We start from the raw sequence: 20,720 nt of genomic DNA, 5'->3' as shown, positions 1-20,720 counted from the left end.
GTCGAGGTGCCTCAGCCGCGGGAGACGTCGGCGCCGAGCGCGACGAGCTTGTCCTGGAACGACTCGTACCCGCGGTCGATCAGGCTGATGCCCCGCACCGTGGAGGTCCCCTTCGCCGCCAGCGCCGCGATCAGGTGGGAGAACCCGCCCCGCAGGTCCGGCACCTCGATGTCCGCCGCGGACAGCGGCGTCGGGCCCGAGATGACAGCCGAGTGGTGGAAGTTGCGCTGCCCGAACCGGCAGTCGCGCCCGCCGAGGCACTCCTTGTACACCTGGATCGTCGCGCCCATCTTCCGCAGCGCGTCGGCGAACCCGAACCGGTTCTCGTACACCGTCTCGTGCACGATCGACAGGCCCTTGGCCTGCGTGAGGGCCACGACGAGCGGCTGCTGCCAGTCCGTCATGAAGCCGGGGTGCACGTCCGTCTCCAGCACGATCGAGTCCAGGTCCCCGCCCGGGTGCCAGAACCGGATCCCGTCCTCCTGCACGTCGAACCGGCCGCCGACCTTCCGGAACGTGTTGAGGAAGGTCATCATCTCGGGCTGCGTCGCACCCTTGACCGTCACGTCGCCGCCGGTGGCCAGCGCGGCCGACGCCCACGACGCCGTCTCGATCCGGTCGCCGAGCGCCGTGTGCGAGTACCCCTCGAGCCGGTCCACACCCTCGATCCGGATCACCCGGTCGGTGTCCACCGAGATGATCGCGCCCATCTTCTGCAGCACCGCGATCAGGTCCATGATCTCCGGCTCGGTCGCCGCGCCGGTCAGCTCCGTGATGCCCTCGGCCCGCACCGCGGTGAGCAGCAGCTGCTCCGTGGCGCCCACCGACGGGTACGGCAGCGAGATCTTGGTGCCCTGCAGCCGGCGCGGCGCGCGCAGCTGGATGCCGTTGGGCATCTTGTCCACCACCGCGCCGAACTGGCGCAGGATGTCCAGGTGGTAGTTGATCGGCCGGTCACCGATCCGGCAGCCGCCCAGGTCGGGGATGAACGCCTCACCGAGCCGGTGCAGCAGCGGCCCGCAGAACAAGATCGGGATCCGGCTCGAGCCCGCGTGCGCGTCGATGTCCGCCACGTGCGCCGACTCGACGTTGGACGGGTCGAGGTCCAGGATCCCGGCGTCCGGGTCCGACTTCACCGTCACCCCGTGCAACTCCAGCAAGCCCGTGACCACGCCCACGTCCCGGATCTGCGGCACGTTGCGCAGGACGCTCGCCGACTCGCCCAGCAGCGACGCCACCATCGCCTTGGAGACGAAGTTCTTCGCCCCCCGGACCGTGATCGTGCCCTCGAGAGGAGTCCCGCCGTTGACGTGCAGCAGATCGTTCATGTCGTCGTGTTCGTCCCGTCGTTACGGATGCAGTGGTCCTGGGATGCCGTCGGTACCGTCGTCCCAGCGCGCCGTCGATCCTGCCTCGCCCGACACGGTGGTGCCAACACGCGCCCCGGCGGGCTTATTCACGTTCACCACACCTTCACGCGGCGGGCACCGGCACGCAGCGGGGCGCTATTCATATCCTGAGACAATTGTTCATGATGCGGGACGCCGGTTCTACGGTCGTCGACCATGACCTCCTCCGTCACGTCGGGCGCCCCCAGCACGCCGACGCCGGCCGTCAACTCGCGCGGCCGCGTCATCGTCGCGTCGCTCATCGGCACCTCCATCGAGTTCTACGACTTCTACGCGTACGCGACCGCGGCCTCGCTCGTGTTCCCGGCGCTGTTCTTCCCGAACCAGGACGGCACGACGGCGTTGCTCGCGTCGTTCGCCGCGTTCGGCGTCGCCTTCGTCGCCCGGCCGCTCGGGTCGGTGCTCTTCGGGCACTTCGGCGACCGGGTGGGGCGCAAGACGACTCTCGTCGCGTCGCTCCTCACCATGGGGATCGCCACCGTCGTCATCGGCGTGATCCCCGCCGCCACCACGCCGGGCTGGGCCGTGCTCGCGCCGCTCGTCCTGGTGCTGTGCCGGTTCTGCCAGGGCCTGGGCCTCGGCGGCGAGTGGGGCGGCGCCGCCCTGCTGGCCACCGAGAACGCACCGGCCGGCAAGCGCGCGATCTGGGGCACGTTCCCGCAGCTCGGCGCGCCGATCGGCTTCATCCTGGCCAACCTCGTCTTCATCGGGCTGTCCCAGACCCTCACCGACGCGCAGTTCACGTCGTGGGGCTGGCGCGTGCCGTTCCTCGCCAGCTCGGTGCTCGTCATCGTGGGCCTGTGGGTGCGGCTCAAGCTCATCGAGACGCCCGCGTTCACCAAGGTCGTCGAGGCGGAGGCCGTGGCGAAGGTGCCGGTGGCCGAGGTCTTCCGCACCTCGTGGCGCAAGATCGTCTCGGGCACGTTCATCATGCTCGCCACGTACGGGCTCTTCTACCTGATGACCACGTTCACGCTGAACTACGGCGTCGCGGCCACCTCCCCCACCGACGGCTCCCCCGCGGGCCTGGGCTACGAGAAGATCGACTTCCTCTGGATGCTCATCGTGGGCTGCGTGTTCTTCGGCCTCTTCACGCTCGCGTCGGGACCCCTGGCCGAGAAGTACGGCCGCCGCCCGATGCTGCTGGTCGTCACCGGAGGCATCGCCGCCTTCGGCCTGCTGTTCGTGCCCCTCTTCGCGGGCGGCACGATCGGCGTGCAGTCGCTGCTCATCATCGGCTTCACCCTCATGGGCCTGACCTTCGGCCCGATGGCCGCGCTGCTGCCCGAGCTGTTCCCCGCGAACGTGCGCTACACGGGCGCGTCGGTGGCCTACAACCTCGCGTCGATCCTCGGTGCCGCCGTCGCCCCGTTCGTCGCGGTGTGGCTGTGGGAGGCCGCCGAGTCCCCGGTGCTGGTGGGCGTGTACCTCACGGTGATGGCCGCGATCACGTTCGTCGCGCTGTGGCTGCAGAAGGAGACCAGGGACGTCGACTTCAGCGGAGACATCCGCGCCTGACCCATCGAGCACCGTGGGCGCTCGTCCGGCGCCGTTCCTGCCCGGAACGGCGCCGGACGGGCGCCCACGACGCTCCCGGGGGTGTCAGGCCGCCGTCGGCGCGGCCTCGTGCTCGCGGTGCTGCACGGGGGACATCGCCGCCGCGCAGAGCACCCCGACGACGAGCACCACCCCCACCAGCAGCAGCGTCTGCGCCGCCGCGTCGGCGAAGCCCGCGAAGAACGCCTGCTGGGCGGCCGCCCCGACCTGCTCGGCGACCGAGGCCGGCACCTGGTCGGGCAGCTGCACCGACCCGACCGCCGTCGTGCCGAGGCTGCCGCTCGCCTGCGAGATGCCGTCGACGAACGCCTGGCGGTACTGCTCGGGCAGCTGCGCGGCGACGTCCTGCGCGGCCGCCGGGACCGTGACCGTGAGCCGGGCGGACAGCAGCGCCACGACGACCGCCGACCCGATGACCCCGCCCACCTGACGGGTGGTGTTGAACGCACCGGCGCCCGCCCCGGCCGTGCGCGCGTCGAGGCCCGACGTCGCCAGGTTGGACAGCGGCGAGAACGTGAGCCCCGTGCCGACGCCGAACAGCGCCATGGGCCACAGCAGCGCGAACGGGGACAGGTCCGGGTCGAGCACCGCGGCGAGCCACAGCACCGCGCCGGCGATGGCGGCGAACCCGGCCGCCACCACCCACTTGGCGGGCACCCGGTCCGACAGCCGGCCCGCGAACGGCGCGACGACGCCGGACACGAGCGAGCCTGGCATCATCACGAGCGCCGCATTGATGGGCGTCAGGCCGAGGATCGACTGCAGGAAGATCGTCAGCGGGAAGAAGATGCCGATCATCGCGAAGGTCACGACCATGCCGTCGACGTTCGCGAGCGAGAAGTTGCGCGAGCTGAACAGCCGCAGCGGCAGCAGAGCGCGCGGGCCCTGGCGGTGCTGCCACCACACGAAGACCGCGAGCACGAGGACGCCGAGACCCACCACCGACCACACGGAGAACGGCCCCCAGATGTGGCCCCAGTCGAAGTTCTCGCCCTCCTGGAGGCCGAAGACCACCGCCGCGAGGCCCAGGACGGACAGCACCACGCCCAGCGGGTCGATCGTGGTGCCGTGCGACGGCAGGTGCGGCAGCCGCGCGACCGAGAACCACAGCGCCGCCACGCCCACCGGGATGTTGACGTAGAAGATCCACTCCCAGCCGATCGTCTCCACGAAGACGCCGCCGAGGAGCGGGCCGACGAGCGTCGCCACGCCCGCCGTCGCGCCCCACAGCCCCATCGCCGCTCCGCGCTGGGTGGGCGGGAAGACGCGCGTGATCATCGACATCGTCTGCGGCGTCATCATCGCGGCGCCGACGCCCTGGACCACCCGGAAGCCGATGAGCCAGCCGATCTCGGGCTCCGAGCCGATGTTGCCGGAGAACCCGCACAGGAACGAGAACGTCGTGAACACGATCAACCCGGCGATGAACACCGACTTCTGCCCGTAGCGGTCGCCGAGCCGGCCGGCGAGGAGCATCAGCACCGCGTACGAGAGCAGGTAGGCGCTGTTGACCCAGCCGACCTCGATGAGGGAGGCGGAGAACTGCTCGGTCAGGGTGGGGATGGCGATGTTCACGATGGTCGTGTCGACCATGATCATGAAGAAGCCGAGGATGAGCGGCGGGAGCACGCTCCACGCGGACCTGCCGTGCAGGTCGACGAGCGGGGTCACCGGGCCGCGCCCGGGAGAGGTGGACATGCGACGAGCGTGGCACGACCCACCGACGCGCGCGCGGCCTGCCCCGAAGCGGTTCAGCCCTCGGCCGGAGCCTGGGCCGGGGACGGCTCGGGACGGTCCAGCGCGGCCCGCAGCGCGACGGCGATCTCGCCGGCGGCCGCCAGCTGGTCGTCGGTGAGCGCGTCGACGAAGAGCTGCCGCACGACGCGCAGGTGCGCGACGGACGCGCGCCGGAACGTCGCCGCGCCGTCGTCGGTGAGCGCGACGCCGGCCGCGCGGCTCCCCTGCCGGGCGACCAGGCCGCGCCGTTCCATGCGGCCCACCTGGTGCGACAGGCGGCTGCGCTCCCAGCCGACGGCGTCCGCGAGCGCCGACGATCGCAGGCAGTGACCCTGGGCGTCGTGCAGGGCGAGCAGGACGGCGTAGTCGGACGACGAGAGCCCCGACTCGGCCTGCAGGCGCGCGGACAGCCGCGAGCGCAGCGCGTCCGTGGTCTCGACGAACTCGCGCCAGGTGCGCAGCTGGTCGCTGGTCGGCGAGCGCCGACCGCCGTCCCGGCCCTGGGTCATGCCGCCCTCCAGCCCTCGGGAATTGACACGTCAATTCCGACGTTACCCCCGGCGACCGACACCGTCACGGGAGGGCATCATGACCACGCTCCAGCTCGGGCTCGACTCGTTCGGCGACCGCCCGGTGGGCGCCGACGGCGAGCTCGTCTCGCACGCCGCCGCGATCCGCCAGGTCGTCGAGGAGGCCGTGCTGGCCGACCGGGTGGGCGTCGACGTCGTCGCCCTCGGCGAGCACCACCGGCCCGAGTACGCGATCTCGACGCCGGAGACCGTGCTCGCCGCGATCGCGTCGCGCACGGAGCGGATCCGCCTCGCCTCGGGCGTCACGGTGCTGTCCTCCGACGACCCGGTGCGCGTCTTCCAGCGCTTCGCCACCCTCGACGCGCTCTCGGACGGCCGCGCGGAGGTCATCCTCGGGCGCGGGTCGTTCACCGAGTCGTTCCCGCTGTTCGGCTACGACCTGGCCGACTACGACCTCCTCTTCGACGAGAAGATCCACCTCTTCACCGAGCTCCTCAAGGAGCAGCCGGTCACCTGGTCGGGCACCACCCGGCCCGCGCTGCGCGACGCCGACGTCTTCCCCAAGACCGAGTCCGGCCACCTGTCGACGTGGGTGGGCGTGGGCGGCTCCCCGCAGTCCGTGGTCCGGGCCGCGCACTACGGCCTGCCCCTCATGCTCGCGATCATCGGCGGGGAGCCCGGCCGGTTCGCGCCGTACGTCGACCTGTACCGGCGCGCGACCGCCCAGCTCGGCACGACGGCGCACCCGGTCGGGATGCACTCGCCGGGGTTCGTCGCCGACACCGACGAGGAGGCCGTCGAGATCTTCTGGCCCCACTACCGCCTCCAGCGCGACCGCATCGGCGCCTCCCGCGGCTGGCCGCCGATCCGGCGCGAGGAGTACGACGCCGAGGTGGCGCACGGCTCCCTGTACATCGGTTCGCCGGAGACCGTGGCCCGCAAGATCGCGTCCGCGGTGACCGAGCTCGGCGTCGGCCGGTTCGACATGATCTACACCACCGGCGCGCAGCCCGCCGCTGCCCGCCTGCGCAACGTGGAGCTGTACGGCACGCAGGTGGTCCCCCGGGTCCGCGAGCTCGTCGCCGAGCACGCCGCGGCGTCCCCGGCGGAGCCGGTCACGGCAGGCGGTGCCGCGTGACCGCCACGATCGGCGTCCTCGGTGCGGGCAAGGTCGGCACGGTCCTGGCGCGGCTCGCCGTGGAGGCCGGGTACCGGGTGCTCGTCGCGGGCTCCGGCGACCCGGCGAGGATCGCGCTGACCGTCGAGGTGCTCGCGCCCGGCGCGCAGGCCGTCACGGCCCAGGAGGCCGCGGCGAAGGCCGACGTCGTCGTGCTCGCCCTGCCGCTGGGCCGGTACCGCACCGTGCCTGCGGACGCGCTGGCCGGCAAGCTCGTCGTCGACGCCATGAACTACTGGTGGGAGGTGGACGGGCACCGAGCCGACCTCAGCGACCCGGCCGCCTCGACGAGCGAGCTCGTGCAGGAGTTCCTGGCCGCGTCGCGGGTCGTCAAGGCGTTCAACCACATGGGCTACCACGACCTGGACGCCGGGGCCCGTCCTGCGGGAGCCCCGGGCCGCCGGGCGATCGCCGTCGCGGGGGACGACGCCGACGACGTGGCGCAGGTCGCCGGTCTCGTCGACCGGCTCGGCTTCGACCCCGTCGTCGCGGGCCCGCTGTCCGCCGGCGCGCGCCTGCAGCCCGGCACACCGGCGTTCGGGGCGAACCTCCCCCACGACGAGCTGCGCGCGCTGGTCTCCCCCGCCGCCTGACGCCGCGGGCGCCGTCCCGGGCGCCCGGCGGCGCCGCGCCCTATGCTGGTCGGCAGGGCGGCGCGTCCCGCCCGATCCCCGGACCGGCGCTCGCGCCGCCGGGACCGCGCGAGCGGTGGGGACAGAGGGGACCTCGAGTGCTCGACGCGGTCAGGACACCGTGTTCACCGGTGCCTGCCGGCGGGCGCGAGCCGCGGGTGGCGCACCGTGCGAGCACGCAGGAGTCCTCATGGCCACGCAGGAGTCGTTCAAGAAGCGCGTCCGCGCGCGCATGGCCGCCACCGGCGAGAGGTACGGCGCCGCGCGCCGCACCCTCCTCGCCTGGGCGGCACCTCCCCCGGCCGGCGCCCGCGCCTGGGTGTCGGAGCCCGACCTCTCCGACGACACGATCCGCGAGGGCACCGGCCGCGGGTGGGACGAGTGGGTCGCGCTCGTCGACGCCGGCCCCGGTCGCGACGCCGGGCACACCGCCATCGCCGCCTGGGTCGCGGGCGAACACGGCGTCTCCGGCTGGTGGGCGCAGTCGGTCACCGTGGGCTACGAGCGCATCACCGGGCTGCGCGTGCCCGGCCAGCGGCCCGACGGCACGTTCTCGGTCAGCCGGTCGCGGCTGCTCGACGTCGACCGCGACGCGCTGCGCGCCCTGCTCGACGACGACGCCGACCGCGCCGGCCTCGTGCCCGGCCTCACGCTCGCACCGCGGTCGCGCCCGGGCGTGAAGAGTCCGCGGTTCGGGGTGTCCGACGACGACGGCGAGCACGGCGTCGCGATGTTCTCGCCGGACCCGGTCGGGTCGCGGCTGCGCCTGACCGTGACCCACGAGCGGCTCGGCTCCGCGGCCGAGGCCGAGCTGTGGAAGGCGTTCTGGGCCGACTGGCTGGCAGCGCTCGACGACGCCTGACGGTCGCCCCGGCCGGTCTCGGACCGGTCCTCGACCGGGAACCCGCCGGACGCCGGGGGCGTGCTACCCGAGCTCGGGTCGAACGCCCTCGGCGATCATCCGCCGCCGCTCGACGTACTCCGGCAGGATCGTCACGTCGTCGTCGGCGAACCACTCGAACGGCGCGGTGGACGCGACGAGCGCGAAGTTCGCCCAGGGCTCGAACGAGCCGGAGCGCACCACGACCTTGGCGCGCGGCGCCCAGTGCTCGATGAGGTGCTCGTGGGTCGTGCCGCGGAACGTGGCGCCCGAGCCGGTGAAGAGGTCCTGCACGTCGCCGTAGAGGTGCGGGTGGTGCGTCCGCACCTCGCCGGCCATGTGCACCTCCTCGACGAAGACCTCCTCCAGCAGCACCCGCAGGATCGTCCGCACGTCGAGGTGCCCGCGTGTCAGCGCGAGGTCGACGCGGTGCGCGTCCTGCGGGATCGGGAACCCGGCGTCGGTCACCAGCACGACGTCGGTGTGCCCCAGCGTGGCGAGCGCCCCGGCCAGGCCGGGGTGCAGGATCCGTCCGCTTCTCATGCCCTCTCCTTCGTCCTCGCGAGGAACTCCTCGACCTCGGCGCGCGTCCGGTAGGACGGCACCGTCTCCCAGTGCTCGCAGCACAGCGCCGCCACGACGCCGGCGAAGGCGGCCGCGCCCCGCAGGTCGCGTCCCTCCCCGAGCGCGACGGCGAGCGCCGCGTTGAAGCTGTCGCCCGCGCCGTTGGAGTCGACGACGTCGACCGCCGCGGCCGGCACGGCCACCGCGCCCGCGGCGTCCGCCACGAGCGCCCCGTCCTCCCCGCGCGTGACGACGACGGCCCGCGGGCCGAGAGCGAGCAGGCGCCGGGCGAGCTCCTCGACCGGGGTCGGGTCGCCGGGCAGCAGGCCCAGCGCGACCCGTGCCTCGTGCTCGTTAGGCGTGAGCACGTCCACGGCCGACAGGTCGACGCCCCGCAGGTCCACGGCGGGTGCCGGGTTGAGCACCGTCGGCACGCCGGCATCCCGTGCGACGGCGAGCGCGTGCAGCGCCGAACCGAGCGGGATCTCGAGCTGGGCCAGGACGACGTCCGCCCCGCGCATCGCGTCGGCCGACGCGTCCAGCACGTCGGGCAGGAGCCCGTCGTTGGCGCCCTTGTCGACGACGATGAGGTTGCGCCCCGCGGTGTCCTTGACGATGAACCCGACCCCCGTCGGCGCGGTCGCGTCGACCGTCACGCGGGAGTCGTCGACCCCCTCGGCGGCCATGAGGGCGCGGAACTCCGCGCCGTGCGCGTCGTCACCCACGGCCCCGACGTACGCGACGTCGGCGCCGAGCCGGGCCGCCTGGACGGCCATGTCGGAGCCCTTACCCCCGTACGTCTCGCGGTACTCGCGCCCGAGCAGGGTCTCCCCCGCCTCGGGCAGCCGGTCGACCGTCATCACGAGAGCCTTGGCATAGCTCCCCACCACCGTGAGCCTCATCGCTCCCCTTCGTGTCGCGTCGTCGTGCGGTCTGCCGCGCGTCCGGCCCGGTCAGTAGGCGTCCGGGTCGCCGACGAGACCGTCGACGATGGCCGGCCCGGAGCTGGTGCCGACCAGCTCGGCGCCCGCCTCGAACAGGCGCTGCATCTTCCCGAGCGAGTTGACCTTGCCGGACACCTTGACCCGGCACGGTGGCTCGATGTTCGCGGCGAGCAGGCGCACGTCGTGCTCGGTGGCCTCCAGGCCGCCCTTGCCCCACCCGGAGGACTGCTTCACCCAGTCCACGCCGGCCTCGTACGCGATCCGCGTGGCGCGGGCCTTGAGGTCGTCGGTGGGCAGGAAGCCGAACTCGAGCATCACCTTCACGGCCACGCCCTCGGCGTGCGCGAGCCGGACGACGTCCTCGACGTCGCGGGCGTAGAGGTCCTCGTCGCCCCCGAGCAGCAGGCCCGGGTGCGGCGGGAAGTCGAACTCGTCCACCCCGGCCGCGACGAGCGCTCGCAGCGCGGCGAGCCGCATCTCGGGGGTGTCGTTGGCCATGGGGAAGTTGAGCGTGGATGCGACCTTGACGCCGGTGCCCGCGAGCACGTCCTTCGCCAGCGGCACCCAGTACGGCGCGATCATCGCGGCGTCGAAGCCGTAGGCGGCGCACGTCTCGAGGTGCTTCGTCACGCCGTCGCGCGTGAGGTCGGGGTTGACGTTCGTGTACTGGATCGCCCGGGCGACCTGCGCCGGGTCGGTGAAGTCGAGGGTCATGCGGTTCTCCTGGACAGGTGCGAGACGAGTGGGAGGCGAGGGGGAGACCGGTGGGTGGGCGGGTCAGCCCTTGACCGCGCCGGCGGACAGGCCGCTCATGACGTGGCGCTGCATGAGGACGAAGATGAGCAGGATCGGAACCACCGCCAGCAGCAGGGTGGGGAAGACGATCTCGTAGTTGGTCGTGTACGAGGACACGGCCGCGTACACGCCGGTGGTGATGGTCCGGAACGACGACCCGGGCCCGAGGATGAGCTGCGGGCTGACGAAGTCGTTCCAGGCGCTGAGCGCGTTGAGGATGAACGCCGTCGCGACGATCGGCTTCATGAGCGGGAACACGATCCGCCACAGCACGCGCTGCTGGCTCGCGCCGTCGATCGCCGCGGCCTCGTCGAGCGAGCGCGGCAGCATGCGGATGTACCCGGTGAAGATGAACAGGGTGAACGGGATCATCGTCGACGACATGAAGAGCACCAGGCCCGGCAGGGTCCCCATGAGGTGCAGCGCCTTCAGCACGAAGATCGCGGGCACCAGGATGATCTGCGCCGGGATGAACATGCCCGCGACGAAGAACATCAGCAGCACCCGGAACAGGACCGTCGGGGTCCTGGCGATGACGTACGCCGTGGGGACGGAGACCCCGATCGCGACGACGTTGCACGCGACGACCAGGAACAGCGTCACCGCGTAGCCGGAGACCACCGGGAAGTTGGGGTTGGTCCACGCGTCCTGCAGGAACTGGGTCGTGGCCGTGGCCGGGTCGAACCCGAGCGGCGACAGCAGGATCTCCTGCTGCGGCTTGAACGCGTTGACGACGACGATGTACAGCGGCACGAGCATCGCGACCGACAGGACGGCGATCGCCCCGTTCCGCAGGGTCGTGCGCGTCCGCGCCGACCGGCTGCCGGACAGGCTCATGACAGCGCCTCCGCTCCCTCTTCGGCGCGCCTGCGCAGCGCGATGATCGTGAACGACAGGATCCCGGCGACGACGATGAGCAGCATCGCCTGCGCGCACGCCAGCCCCACCTTGTTGTTGGCGAAGGACACGGCGAGGATCTCGTAGGCCCAGGTCTGCGTGGCGTCACCGGGGCCGCCGTTGGTGAGGCCGAGGACGACCTCGTAGACCTTGAGCAGCGACAGCACCGACGTCACGATCGTCACCGTCACGGTGGGCGCGAGCGCCGGCCACGTGACGTGCTGGAACACCTGCACGCGGCCGGCGCCGTCGAGCGTCGCCGCCTCCTGGAGGTCAGCGGGCACGGCCTGCAGGCCCGCCAGGTACAGCACGAGCTGGACGCCGAGCTGGGCCCACACGATGACGGCGATCATCGTGGCGAGCGCCCAGTCCGGGTCGGACAGGAACGGCAGGGTCGACCGGCCCGACCCGGTGAGCAGGTTGTTCACCGCGCCCTGCGGGCCGAGGACCGCCTGCCACAGGAAGCCCACGATGAGGGCCGACAGGACGTGCGGGTAGAACATCACGGCCCGCGCGAACGCCGTGAACGGGGTGGTCCGCCGCAGCAGGAGGGCCAGGCCCAGCGCGATCACGTTGACGCCGAACGCGCCCACCACCGCGATGACCCCGGTGACCCACAGCGACGAGTGCATGTCGCCCGTCGGGTCGGTGAAGATCCGCGTGTAGTTCTCCAGCCCGACCCACTCGGGCGCCTGGGTCGGGATGCCGTTGTACTCGGTGAACGAGTAGTAGACGGCGTACCCGACCGGCACCACCATGAGACCGATGTAGACCAGCGCCGCCGGGACCGTCATCAGGCCCCGGCCCAGCGCACCCCTTCTCCCCAGCACGCGTGCCGTCCTCGCTCGAGCCATGTCAGCCCGCTGCCTCCGCGTCGTACCACGCCGTGAGCTGGCCCGCGGCGTCCGCGGGCGACGTGCCCTGCCACAGCCCCTGCGCGACCTCGGTGAACTTCTCGTTGAACCCGGCGACCGGCAGGGCGAGGTCGCCCACCGTCTGGTTGCCGGGCACGACGAACGACGGCGCGGCGTCGAGCAGCTCCTGGACCAGCCCCGCGTACTCGTTCGCGCTCGCGTCCAGGCCCTCGCGGTTGAAGTTGTCCATCTCCGCCTGGGTGGCGATCGCGTCCTCGTCCGTCACGAGGTACTCCACGAGCTGCGTGGCGGCGTCCTTGGCCTGCGTCCCGTTCCAGACCATGTACGGGAACGCCATCGTGGCGCCCATCGGCGCGGGCTGGTCCGCGGCGTCGTCGACGGGCGGCGCGAAGATCCCGACCTCGAACTCGGGCGGCGACGCCGCGAGCGTCGTGGTGAACCACGAGCCCATCGGGTAGATCCCGACGTCGCCGGCGATGAAGTTCGCCTCCTGCGTGCCGCTGTCGGTGGCCACGTCGTCGGCGGTCGTGTAGCCGGCGTCGATCCAGCCGGCCACGTGCTCGAACATCGGCTGGAACTGGTCGCCGAGCGTCGAGGACCCGCCGGCCACGGCCTGCTGCCACCCGGGGGTGCTGAGGTTCTGCTGCGGGTGCCAGATCTCCTGCACCTGGACGCCGGTGGCCCACTCGGAGGCGAAGCCGATCGGCTTCTTCACGCCCTCGTCCTGCAGGGCCTTGAGGGCGGCGTCCATGTCCTCCCAGGTGGCGGGGGGCTCCGTGATGCCGGCCTTCTCGAAGAGTTCCTTGTTGTAGTACAGGAGCGACTGGGCCTGCATGCCCACGCCCACCACGTTGATCGCGCCGTCCGTGGAGTACAGGTCGGCCATCGGGGTGCCCTGCGCCCAGTCGAACTCCGACAGGTCGAGGATCTCGGGCGCCGTGTCCTCGGTGGGGAAGATCGACTGGATGACGTCGGGCGCCGTGCCGGCCGCGAGCTGCGTCGGGAACGTCTCGGCGACCGACTGGCCGCTCGGCCCCTCGATCTTGACGTCGATCCCCGTCTCCTCCTCGAAGGGGGCGACGAGCTCGTCCCACTTCGCCTGCGTGAGGTTGTCGGTGATGTTCACGAGCATCCGCACCTGGTCGCCGCCGCCCGAGCTGCCGCCGCCGTCGCCGGAGCTGCAGGCCGTGAGGGCGAGGACGGGTACGAGCCCGAGCGCGGAGGCGCCGATCGCCCCGCGCCGAAACCTTGCTGACATCGTTGTCTCCCTGGGTGGGTGCGTCGTCCTCGAGAACGAGGACCACTTGTCATACATGCTACATGTGAGAGGTGGCGTGCCACCAGCCTTAGCCGAGACGACCTCGGAACGGGACCGGGCCGACCACGGTGACGTCCGTGGACCGGTCCGAGCCGTCGATCCGGAAGATCCCCTCGTCCGCGACGAAGAACGCCGGCGGCCCGGGATACTCCAGCTCCGCCGGCAGCGGCTCCTTGTCCGTCCAGGCGAAGAACGACCGCGCGAACGTGTCGCGGTCCTTGCGGCCGAAGATGCTGAGATCCCCGGCCGTGTACGGGCTGAGGATGCACCAGTGCACGCCGTCCTCGGCCCAGAACGCCCGGTCCGACAGGATCACCGCCTGCCGGTCGGGGTCCGCGAACACGGCGTCCCAGAACGTCGCGTCGACGTCACCCCGGGCCAGCGCGTGACGGGCGAGGAAGAGCAGGTCGTGCGCGTGCCAGGCGGTGCTCGGCGCGACGTCGGCCTCGTGGTGCCAGCCCGTGGCGGAGACGAACGGGCCCGCGGGCGACTGGTAGTGCGCGTAGGTACGCAGGCACGCGTCGCGGAAGTCGCCCAGCTCGGGCACGTCGACGTCGGCCAGCACCTCCTCGATGCCGTACAGGCTCAGCCCCATCCCTGCGACCAGCATCGGCGTGGTCGACAGCAGGTGCGTGCCGCCCCGCACGTACCAGTAGCGGTGGAACCGCGTGCAGCCCGCGTCGTCCACCCAGGCGGAGCGCGCGACGTGCCGGCAGATCGCCACCGCCTCCTCCAGGAGGTCGGGCCGGCCGAACCGGCGCGCGCCCAGGACGAGCGGCACCACCATGAGCCCGTAGTACTCGGCGGGCTCGAGGATGCCGCCGCCCTCGCGGTCGGTCGGCTGACGGAAGACACCCACGGACTCGCCGTCGGGCACCCCGCGCACGTGGCTGAGGCGCACCAGGGCGTCGAGGTCGTCCTCGAGCTCGGCGGCGTAGACGTCGACGCCGCTCAGCTCCTCGTACCGCAGCTTGGCCCAGACCCGCGCGTACTCCTGGTTCACCGTGCCGTCGGGCGTCGGGCGTCCGCCGCCGTAGACGCGGCAGGCGTCGAGGTCGTGCCGGACGGCCGCGAGCACCTCGGCGCGCTCGTCCTCGGGCAGGAGGTGCCCGGCGTGCCGCAGCCCCTCCAGCAGGCCGAGGCAGCCCACCATGTTGTGGATCAGGCCCGCGGTGGCCGACTCCCCCACCTGGAACCCGATGTGGCGGAACTGCCCGTCGTCCTGCACGGTCCGCGCCTGGAAGAGCATCATCCGGCGCCACAGGTCGAGCCCGCGGTCGTCGGGGTACCGGCCGAGCACCTCGCCGAACGCCGCGGTGGCCGGGGCGGAGAACGCCTGGTGACCGCTGGTGAAGTCGACGAACGTCGCCGGGTTGGTGCCCCACACGCTGTGGTTGTGGAAGCCCCGGATCTGCCCCTCGTCGCCCACCCACGTGCGCATCCAGCGCGCGAGCGCCGCGACGTCGGGGCCTGCTTGTCCTGCCGCCATGCGTCCTCCTGCCTCGTTGCTGCGGGTGGCATCCTCGCGCACCTCGGTCGTCACGACGCCACCAGCTCCTCCGTGTGCACGAACGGCAGCCCGCGGGCGAACCGCTCGACCTCCGCCACGACGGAGTCGCCGATCCGGCGCAGCTCCGTGCCCGTGGAGCCCGCGAGGTGCGGGGTGAGCACCACGTTCGGCAGGCTCCACAGCTCGCTGTCCGGCGGGGGCGGCTCGGGGTCGGTGACGTCGAGCACCGCGTCGATCCGGCCGGTGCGCAGCTCGGCGAGCAGCGCCACGCCGTCGACGACGCCGCCGCGGGCGGTGTTGACGAGGGTGGCGCCGTCGGGCATCAGGCCGAGCACCCGGGCGTCGACCTGCCCCGCCGTCTCGGGCGTGAGCGGCTGGTGCAGGGACAGGACGTCGGCGCGCGCGGCGACCTCGTCGAGGCACGCCGCCCGCGCCCCCGGCAGGCCGGGCACCGGGCCGGGCGCCAGCTCCGGGGAGTACAGCAGCACGTCGAGGTCGAACGGCCCCAGCAGCTCGACGACGCGGCGCCCGACCAGCGAGGCCCCGACGATCCCCACCGTGCGGCGGTAGTTGCCCGTGCCGGTGAGGAGACGGTCCGCGTCCGGGGCGGCGCGCCGCTCGCGGTAGGTCCGCTCGGCGGCGTGCGCCTTCTTGTTCGCGAGCAGGATCATCGCCAGCGCGTACTCGGCGACCGGCACCGCGTTGGCGGCCCGGGCGTGGGACGCCGTCACCCCGCGCGCCGCCAGCGCGGCCGGGTCGGCGAGGCACGTGCGCGCGACGCCGCCCGCGTAGGCGACCGCGCGCAGCCGCGGCACGAGGTCCGTCGGCAGGGGCGGCGCGCCCCAGCCGGCGACCAGCAGCTCGGCGCCGGCGAGGCGGCGGCGCGCAGCCTCCGACGCGACCTCCACGACGACCTCCGGGTCGAGGTCCACGACCGCCCCCAGGCGCTCGAGGCCGTCCGCCCCGAAGATGCGCTCCACGAGCCCGGGCGGGTCGAAGGCCAGCACTGCGCGGGGCCGGGCCCGGGCCTGCGGGAAGGCGCTCACTGCTGCTCGCCCGCGCGGCGGCGCGCGAGGCGCAGGCCGGCGTCGACGGGTCGCACGTGGGGGCCCGACGGCACGGCCCATGTGCCGGACTCGCGGTTCGTGGCGATGAGCTCCTCGTCGACCTCGATGCCGAGGCCGGGCGCGTCGCCCAGCACGATCCCGCCGTCCTGGATCTCCTGGTCCACGCGGAGCCCCACGGGCCACGACAGGTCCTGCACCTCGGTGACCAGGTGGTTGGGCACGGCGGCCGACGCGTGCGCGACGGGGTTGGCGTTGTAGCCGACGGGGCTGACCGGCAGGTCCCGGCCGAGGGCGAGCACCGAGACCCGCAGGAAGTGCGTGACGCCCCAGACGCTGCCCGCCTGCACGACGCCCACGGCGTCGCGGTCGAGCAGCGGCCCGTACTGCTCCAGGCCCGTGAGGTTCTCACCCGTGGCGACCGCCGCGCGCAGCTCGGAGGCGACGGCCCGGTGCCCGGCGACGTCCCACCTGCGTACCGGCTCCTCGATCCACATGATGTCGACCTGGTCCTCGACGCGGCGGGCGAACCGGACTGCCTGGTGGCGCCCCCACGCCTCGTTCACGTCGTACATGAGGTCGGGGTGGTCGGTGTTCTCGCGCAGGACGTCGCGGACGATGGCGAGCCGCTTGACGTCGCGGTCGACGTCGAGGCCCCCCTTCACCTTGGCGCCGGTGAAGCCGCGCTCGGCCCACGGCTCGTAGAGCTCGACGAGCGCGTCGTCGGGCAGGGCGTACTCGAGCCCGGACGCATAGCCGGGCACGAAGCGGTCGGCCGCGCCGAGGGTGCGCCACAGGGGTTCGTCCGCCAGCTTGGCCTTGAGGTCCCACAGCGCCATGTCGAAGGCGCCGATGGTGCCGAACGTGCTGCCCGCGTGCCCGGACTTGAAGACGAACGCGAGCATGCGGTCGTAGAGCGCGGTCACCGCCCGCGGGTCCTGCCCCTCGAGGGCACCGAAGACCAGGTCGAGGTCGCCGCTCGCCCCGAGGCCGACGCCGGTGACGCCGGCGTCCGTCTCGAGGAGCACGACCGGTACCTCGGTCACCCCGTCCGCGACGACGCCGTTGACGTCGCCCACCGGCCGCCCCCATCGGTGGACGGTGGTGAGGGTCCGGTATCCCGTGATGCGCATCCGCTGCTCCTACTCCGCACGCGCCGCCGTCGGCGCGAGTCTCGAGGCCGGGTCGTGGGAGGTGCAGCGGCTGGTGCCAGCGCCTCGTCGAGCCTGTCGGCTAAGTCATAACTTATGATACGAGTGATGAGTGCGCAAGCCTCCGCTACGCTCGGGGTGGCCGTCAGCGCAGGCCGCGACGCAGAACGGAGCCCGGACGACATGACAACGACGCCCTCGACCGCCGGAGCGGTGCCCCGTCCCCAGCGACACCGCCCGCCGCTCGCCGCCGCGGTGGTGAAGAGCCTCGTCACGGCGATCGTCGTCGGCGAGCACCCCCCGGGCAGCGCCCTCCCTCCGGCGGGCGCCCTCTGCGAGCAGTACGAGGTCAGCCGCACCGTGATCCGCGAGGCCACCACCGCCCTGGTGGAGAAGGGCCTCGTCGCGTCGCGCCAGGGATGGGGCACGATCGTGCTCGACCAGGACCAGTGGAGCCTGCTCGACCCGCTCGTCCTCGACGCGCTCTTCCAGCGCGAGGACCGCCTCGTCTACCTCGACAACCTCATCGAGATCCGCACCACCCTGGAGTGCGCGATGGCCCGGCGGGCAGCCGGCCTGCTCGACGCCGAGCAGCGGTCCGCGCTCGCCGCCAAGCTCGACGAGCTCGCGGGGCTCGTCGACGACCCCACCGCGTACGCGCGCGTCGACCTCGAGTTCCACGAGCTGATCCACCGCGCCTCCCGCGACGCCTTCGGCCGTGCGATCGTCTCCAGCGTCCAGGGCAAGGCGCTGCACTCGCCGCAGTACAGCGGCACCCCGAGCGTCGACGACGTCCGTTCCACGCACGAGGGCCACACCCGGATCCTCGAGGCCCTCGCCGCCGGTGACGCGGACGGCGCGGAGGCCGCGATGCGCGAGCACATCACGTCGTCCTGGGCGCGCCGCCGGCCCCAGGAGTAGCACGGCCCGAGGCCCGGCCCTCCCGGCGGCACCGCTGCCGCCCGGAGCGCCGGGCCTCTTCTCGACCTGTTGACTTGTACTACATGTGATGTACTACATTCGATCCGTCGCGGCACCGCATCCCTGAGCACCTCGGGACGCGAGGACGGCGGGGCAGGGCTGCCCGGCCTCCACCGGCCGCGACAGCACTCCAGCGACACCCTGCAGTTCCGGTACCGAAGGCGACGACGCCCGACCGCACGGGCAGCCGTTCGACCTTTCGTGGCCTCGACGACGAGACGGACGACGAGAGGGATGTGGATGCGATGACCTCGTTCACCCGACGAGACCTGCTGAGATCGACCGGCGCCGCAGCGGCCGGAGCGGTCGTGCTGGCCGGCGGTGCCCGCGCCGGCACGGCCGAGGCCGCCACGGGGGACGCGGCCCCGGACGACGCCGCGACCCACCCGCTGGAGCTCTGGTACCCCCGGCCCGCGGCCGCGTGGCTGGAGGCTCTCGCGGTCGGCAACGGCCGGCTCGGCGCCATGGTCTTCGGCGGCGTCACGGCCGAGACGCTCATGCTCAACGAGGACACGGTCTGGGCGGGCGGCCCGCACGACTACGCCGACCCCGCGGGCGCCGAGGCCCTGCCGGAGATCCGGCGGCTGCTCACCGAGGAGCGCTGGGCCGACGCCCAGCGGCTCGCCGACGCGCGCTTCATGGGCCGGCCCACGGAGCAGATGCAGTACCAGCCCGTCGGCGACCTGCACCTCGCCTTCCCCGGGCTGACCGACGACGTCGCGGAGTACCGCCGTTCGCTCGACCTCACCACGGCGGTGACGACCACGACGTTCGTCGCCGACGGCGTGCGGCACACCCGGGAGGTGTTCGTCAGCCACGCCGACCAGGCGATCGTCGTGCGGCTGCGCGCGGACGTGCCGGGCGCCGTCTCGGTCGATGCCTCGTTCACGTCGCTGCAGGAGACGACCACCCTCGCGCACGACGGTCGGACGCTCGCGCTCGAGGGGCGCTCCGGCGAGGCCGAGGGCCTCGAGGGCGAGGTGCGGTTCGTCGCCCTGGCACGGGCCGTCGCCGAGGGCGGCTCGGTGGTGTGCGGCGAGACGTCGCTGCGGGTGCGGGGCGCCGACGCCGTCACGCTGCTCGTCACGATCGGCACCAGCCACCGCAGCTATCTCGACGTCGGGGGCGACCCCCTCCAGCAGGCGGCGCCGCCTCTCGAGCGGGCGAGCGTCCGCGGCTTCGGCGTCCTGCGCCGGTCGCACGTGCGCGACCACCAGGAGCTGTTCGGGCGCGTGGACCTCGACCTCGGCACGTCGCCGTCGGCCGACCTGCCGACCGACGAGCGGGTGGCGGCGTTCCGGGTCGGCGGCGACCCGCAGCTCGCCGCCCTGTACTACCAGTTCGGCCGCTACCTGCTGATCTCGAGCTCACGCGCGCCCGGCCAGCCGGCCAACCTGCAGGGGCTCTGGAACGCTGAGATGCTGCCCGCCTGGCAGTCGAAGTACACGCTCAACATCAACTGCGAGATGAACTACTGGCCGGCAGGCCCGTCGAACCTCGCGGAGTGCTGGCGGCCGCTGTTCGCGATGATCGAGGAGCTCGCGGAGTCGGGGGCGCGGACGGCGCGGAAGATGTGGGGAGCCCGGGGGTGGGTGGCCCACCACAACACCGACCTGTGGCGCGGGACCGCCCCCGTCGACCACGCCTTCTACGGGGTGTGGCCCACCGGCGGCGCGTGGCTCTCGCTGCTCTTCTGGGAGCACTACGAGTACACCGGCGACCTCGACACCCTGCGCGAGTACTTCCCCGTGCTGCGCGGCGCGGTCGAGTTCTTCCTCGACACGCTCGTCGTCGACGACGCGACCGGCTACCTGGTCACGAGCCCGTCGCACTCCCCCGAGCTGAAGCACCACGAGGACGATGACGAGGGCGTCAGCCTCTGCGCCGGGCCGACGATGGACTGCCAGATCCTGCGGGACCTGTTCACCGCGTTCGACAAGGCGTCGCGGGAGCTCGGCCTCGACCGCGAGACCGCCGTGGCCGCCCTCGCCGCGCGCGACAAGCTGCCCCCGAACCAGGTCGGCTACCTCGGCCAGCTCCAGGAGTGGCTGATCGACTGGGAGGACGCGGCCACCGAGACCAGCCGCCACGTCTCCCACCTGTGGGGCGTGTTCCCGAGCGACCAGATCACGCCTCGCCGGACGCCGGAGCTCGCGGCCGCGGCCGACCGGTCGCTCGAGCTGCGGGGCCCGGCCGTGACCGCCGGCTGGTCCCTGGCCTGGAAGATGAACATCCGCGCCCGCCTCCTGCAGCGCGACGGCGCCTACGCGCACCTCACGCAGCTGCTCTCCCCCGGCCGGACGGCGCCCAACCTGTTCGACCTGCACCCCCCGTTCCAGATCGACGGCAACTTCGGCGGCACGTCGGCGATCAACGAGATGCTCCTGCAGTCCCACTCCGGGGAGGTCTGGCTGCTGCCGTGCCTCCCCGAGGCCTGGCCCGAGGGGCGCGTGCGCGGCCTGCGCACCCGCGGGGGCTTCGAGATCACCATGACGTGGTCCGCCGGCCGACTCGACCACGCCCGCGTGCGCTCGCTGCTCGGCCGCACGGTCCGCCTGCGCACCGACGCGCCCGTGCGCGTCGTCGGGCCGCACGGTCCGGTCGCCGTCGAGCGACCCGAGGACGACCTGGCCGTGTTCGAGACGCGGCGCGGCGCCACCTACGTCGTCCAGCCGACGGCCTGAACCACCCGGCGGCAA

General features: G+C 72.8%; 18 protein-coding genes. 6 read left to right on the top strand and 12 right to left on the bottom strand.

What is annotated here, in order from left to right; genetic code table 11:
* Positions 1 to 11: 11 nt before the first annotated feature.
* Positions 12 to 1,328 (bottom strand): UDP-N-acetylglucosamine 1-carboxyvinyltransferase, encoded by a 1,317-nt coding sequence (murA, locus tag ACQP6G_RS09175; RefSeq protein ID WP_429763982.1) that lies wholly within the window; start codon positions 1,326 to 1,328, stop codon positions 12 to 14.
* Between the two features lie 237 nt (positions 1,329 to 1,565).
* Between murA and ACQP6G_RS09170 the strand changes: the two genes are divergently transcribed.
* Complete coding sequence (locus ACQP6G_RS09170; protein ID WP_429763981.1) at positions 1,566 to 2,927, top strand: MFS transporter; 1,362 nt, start codon at positions 1,566 to 1,568, stop codon at positions 2,925 to 2,927.
* A gap of 84 nt (positions 2,928 to 3,011) precedes the next feature.
* Here the strand turns inward: ACQP6G_RS09170 and ACQP6G_RS09165 are convergent, their stop codons facing one another.
* On the bottom strand, positions 3,012 to 4,664 hold the full coding sequence (locus tag ACQP6G_RS09165) for a DHA2 family efflux MFS transporter permease subunit (protein ID WP_429763980.1): 1,653 nt from the start codon (positions 4,662 to 4,664) through the stop codon (positions 3,012 to 3,014).
* A gap of 53 nt (positions 4,665 to 4,717) precedes the next feature.
* Positions 4,718 to 5,212 carry a MarR family winged helix-turn-helix transcriptional regulator gene (locus tag ACQP6G_RS09160; RefSeq protein WP_429763979.1) on the bottom strand — a complete coding sequence of 165 codons (495 nt, stop codon included), beginning with the start codon at positions 5,210 to 5,212 and terminating at the stop codon, positions 4,718 to 4,720.
* A gap of 79 nt (positions 5,213 to 5,291) precedes the next feature.
* Here ACQP6G_RS09160 and ACQP6G_RS09155 point away from each other — a divergent pair, with 79 nt between their 5' ends.
* The 3 genes from ACQP6G_RS09155 (at position 5,292) to ACQP6G_RS09145 (ending at position 7,904) form a co-directional block, all read left to right on the top strand.
* The gene (locus ACQP6G_RS09155; RefSeq protein ID WP_429763978.1) at positions 5,292 to 6,371 is read left to right on the top strand and encodes an LLM class flavin-dependent oxidoreductase; all 1,080 of its coding nucleotides are present in this window, start codon (positions 5,292 to 5,294) and stop codon (positions 6,369 to 6,371) included.
* Complete coding sequence (locus ACQP6G_RS09150) at positions 6,368 to 7,003, top strand: NADPH-dependent F420 reductase (protein ID WP_429763977.1); 636 nt, start codon at positions 6,368 to 6,370, stop codon at positions 7,001 to 7,003. Before ACQP6G_RS09155 ends, ACQP6G_RS09150 begins: the two co-directional genes overlap by 4 nt.
* A gap of 229 nt (positions 7,004 to 7,232) precedes the next feature.
* Positions 7,233 to 7,904 carry a DUF4287 domain-containing protein gene (locus ACQP6G_RS09145; RefSeq protein WP_429763976.1) on the top strand — a complete coding sequence of 224 codons (672 nt, stop codon included), beginning with the start codon at positions 7,233 to 7,235 and terminating at the stop codon, positions 7,902 to 7,904.
* A 63-nt stretch (positions 7,905 to 7,967) separates the two neighbouring features.
* On the opposite strand, the gene rbsD is transcribed toward ACQP6G_RS09145, so the two are convergent.
* The 9 genes from rbsD to ACQP6G_RS09100 form a co-directional block, all read right to left on the bottom strand.
* Positions 7,968 to 8,465 carry a D-ribose pyranase gene (gene rbsD / locus ACQP6G_RS09140; RefSeq protein WP_429763975.1) on the bottom strand — a complete coding sequence of 166 codons (498 nt, stop codon included), beginning with the start codon at positions 8,463 to 8,465 and terminating at the stop codon, positions 7,968 to 7,970.
* Positions 8,462 to 9,388 (bottom strand): ribokinase, encoded by a 927-nt coding sequence (locus tag ACQP6G_RS09135; RefSeq protein WP_429763974.1) that lies wholly within the window; start codon positions 9,386 to 9,388, stop codon positions 8,462 to 8,464. Before ACQP6G_RS09135 ends, rbsD begins: the two co-directional genes overlap by 4 nt.
* Positions 9,389 to 9,439: 51 nt before the next feature.
* Entirely contained in the window at positions 9,440 to 10,144 is a 705-nt protein-coding gene (deoC, locus tag ACQP6G_RS09130; RefSeq protein ID WP_429763973.1) for a deoxyribose-phosphate aldolase, read from the bottom strand.
* A 63-nt stretch (positions 10,145 to 10,207) separates the two neighbouring features.
* Entirely contained in the window at positions 10,208 to 11,062 is an 855-nt protein-coding gene (locus tag ACQP6G_RS09125) for a carbohydrate ABC transporter permease (RefSeq protein WP_429763972.1), read from the bottom strand.
* Complete coding sequence (locus tag ACQP6G_RS09120; protein WP_429763971.1) at positions 11,059 to 11,952, bottom strand: carbohydrate ABC transporter permease; 894 nt, start codon at positions 11,950 to 11,952, stop codon at positions 11,059 to 11,061. The genes ACQP6G_RS09125 and ACQP6G_RS09120 overlap by 4 nt, the downstream gene beginning before the upstream one ends.
* Positions 11,953 to 11,977: 25 nt before the next feature.
* Complete coding sequence (locus ACQP6G_RS09115; RefSeq protein WP_429763970.1) at positions 11,978 to 13,255, bottom strand: ABC transporter substrate-binding protein; 1,278 nt, start codon at positions 13,253 to 13,255, stop codon at positions 11,978 to 11,980.
* A gap of 88 nt (positions 13,256 to 13,343) precedes the next feature.
* A complete protein-coding gene (locus ACQP6G_RS09110; RefSeq protein WP_429763969.1) occupies positions 13,344 to 14,804 on the bottom strand; it encodes a hypothetical protein in 1,461 nt (486 codons plus the stop codon).
* 50 nt (positions 14,805 to 14,854) lie between these two features.
* Positions 14,855 to 15,871: a hydroxyacid dehydrogenase gene (locus ACQP6G_RS09105; RefSeq protein ID WP_429763968.1), complete on the bottom strand. Its 1,017-nt coding sequence runs from the start codon at positions 15,869 to 15,871 to the stop codon at positions 14,855 to 14,857.
* Positions 15,868 to 17,022 (bottom strand): mandelate racemase/muconate lactonizing enzyme family protein, encoded by a 1,155-nt coding sequence (locus tag ACQP6G_RS09100; protein ID WP_429763967.1) that lies wholly within the window; start codon positions 17,020 to 17,022, stop codon positions 15,868 to 15,870. Before ACQP6G_RS09100 ends, ACQP6G_RS09105 begins: the two co-directional genes overlap by 4 nt.
* A gap of 201 nt (positions 17,023 to 17,223) precedes the next feature.
* Here ACQP6G_RS09100 and ACQP6G_RS09095 point away from each other — a divergent pair, with 201 nt between their 5' ends.
* Positions 17,224 to 17,961 (top strand): FadR/GntR family transcriptional regulator, encoded by a 738-nt coding sequence (locus ACQP6G_RS09095; protein ID WP_429763966.1) that lies wholly within the window; start codon positions 17,224 to 17,226, stop codon positions 17,959 to 17,961.
* 305 nt (positions 17,962 to 18,266) lie between these two features.
* Positions 18,267 to 20,705, top strand: a complete 2,439-nt coding sequence (locus ACQP6G_RS09090) for a glycosyl hydrolase family 95 catalytic domain-containing protein (protein ID WP_429763965.1) — start codon at positions 18,267 to 18,269, stop codon at positions 20,703 to 20,705.
* Positions 20,706 to 20,720: the final 15 nt, after the last annotated feature.

It is taken from the genome of Isoptericola nanjingensis, from assembly GCF_050311635.1.
GTDB lineage: Bacteria > Actinomycetota > Actinomycetes > Actinomycetales > Cellulomonadaceae > Isoptericola > Isoptericola nanjingensis.
This window is presented reverse-complemented; position numbering and strand designations above follow the sequence as displayed.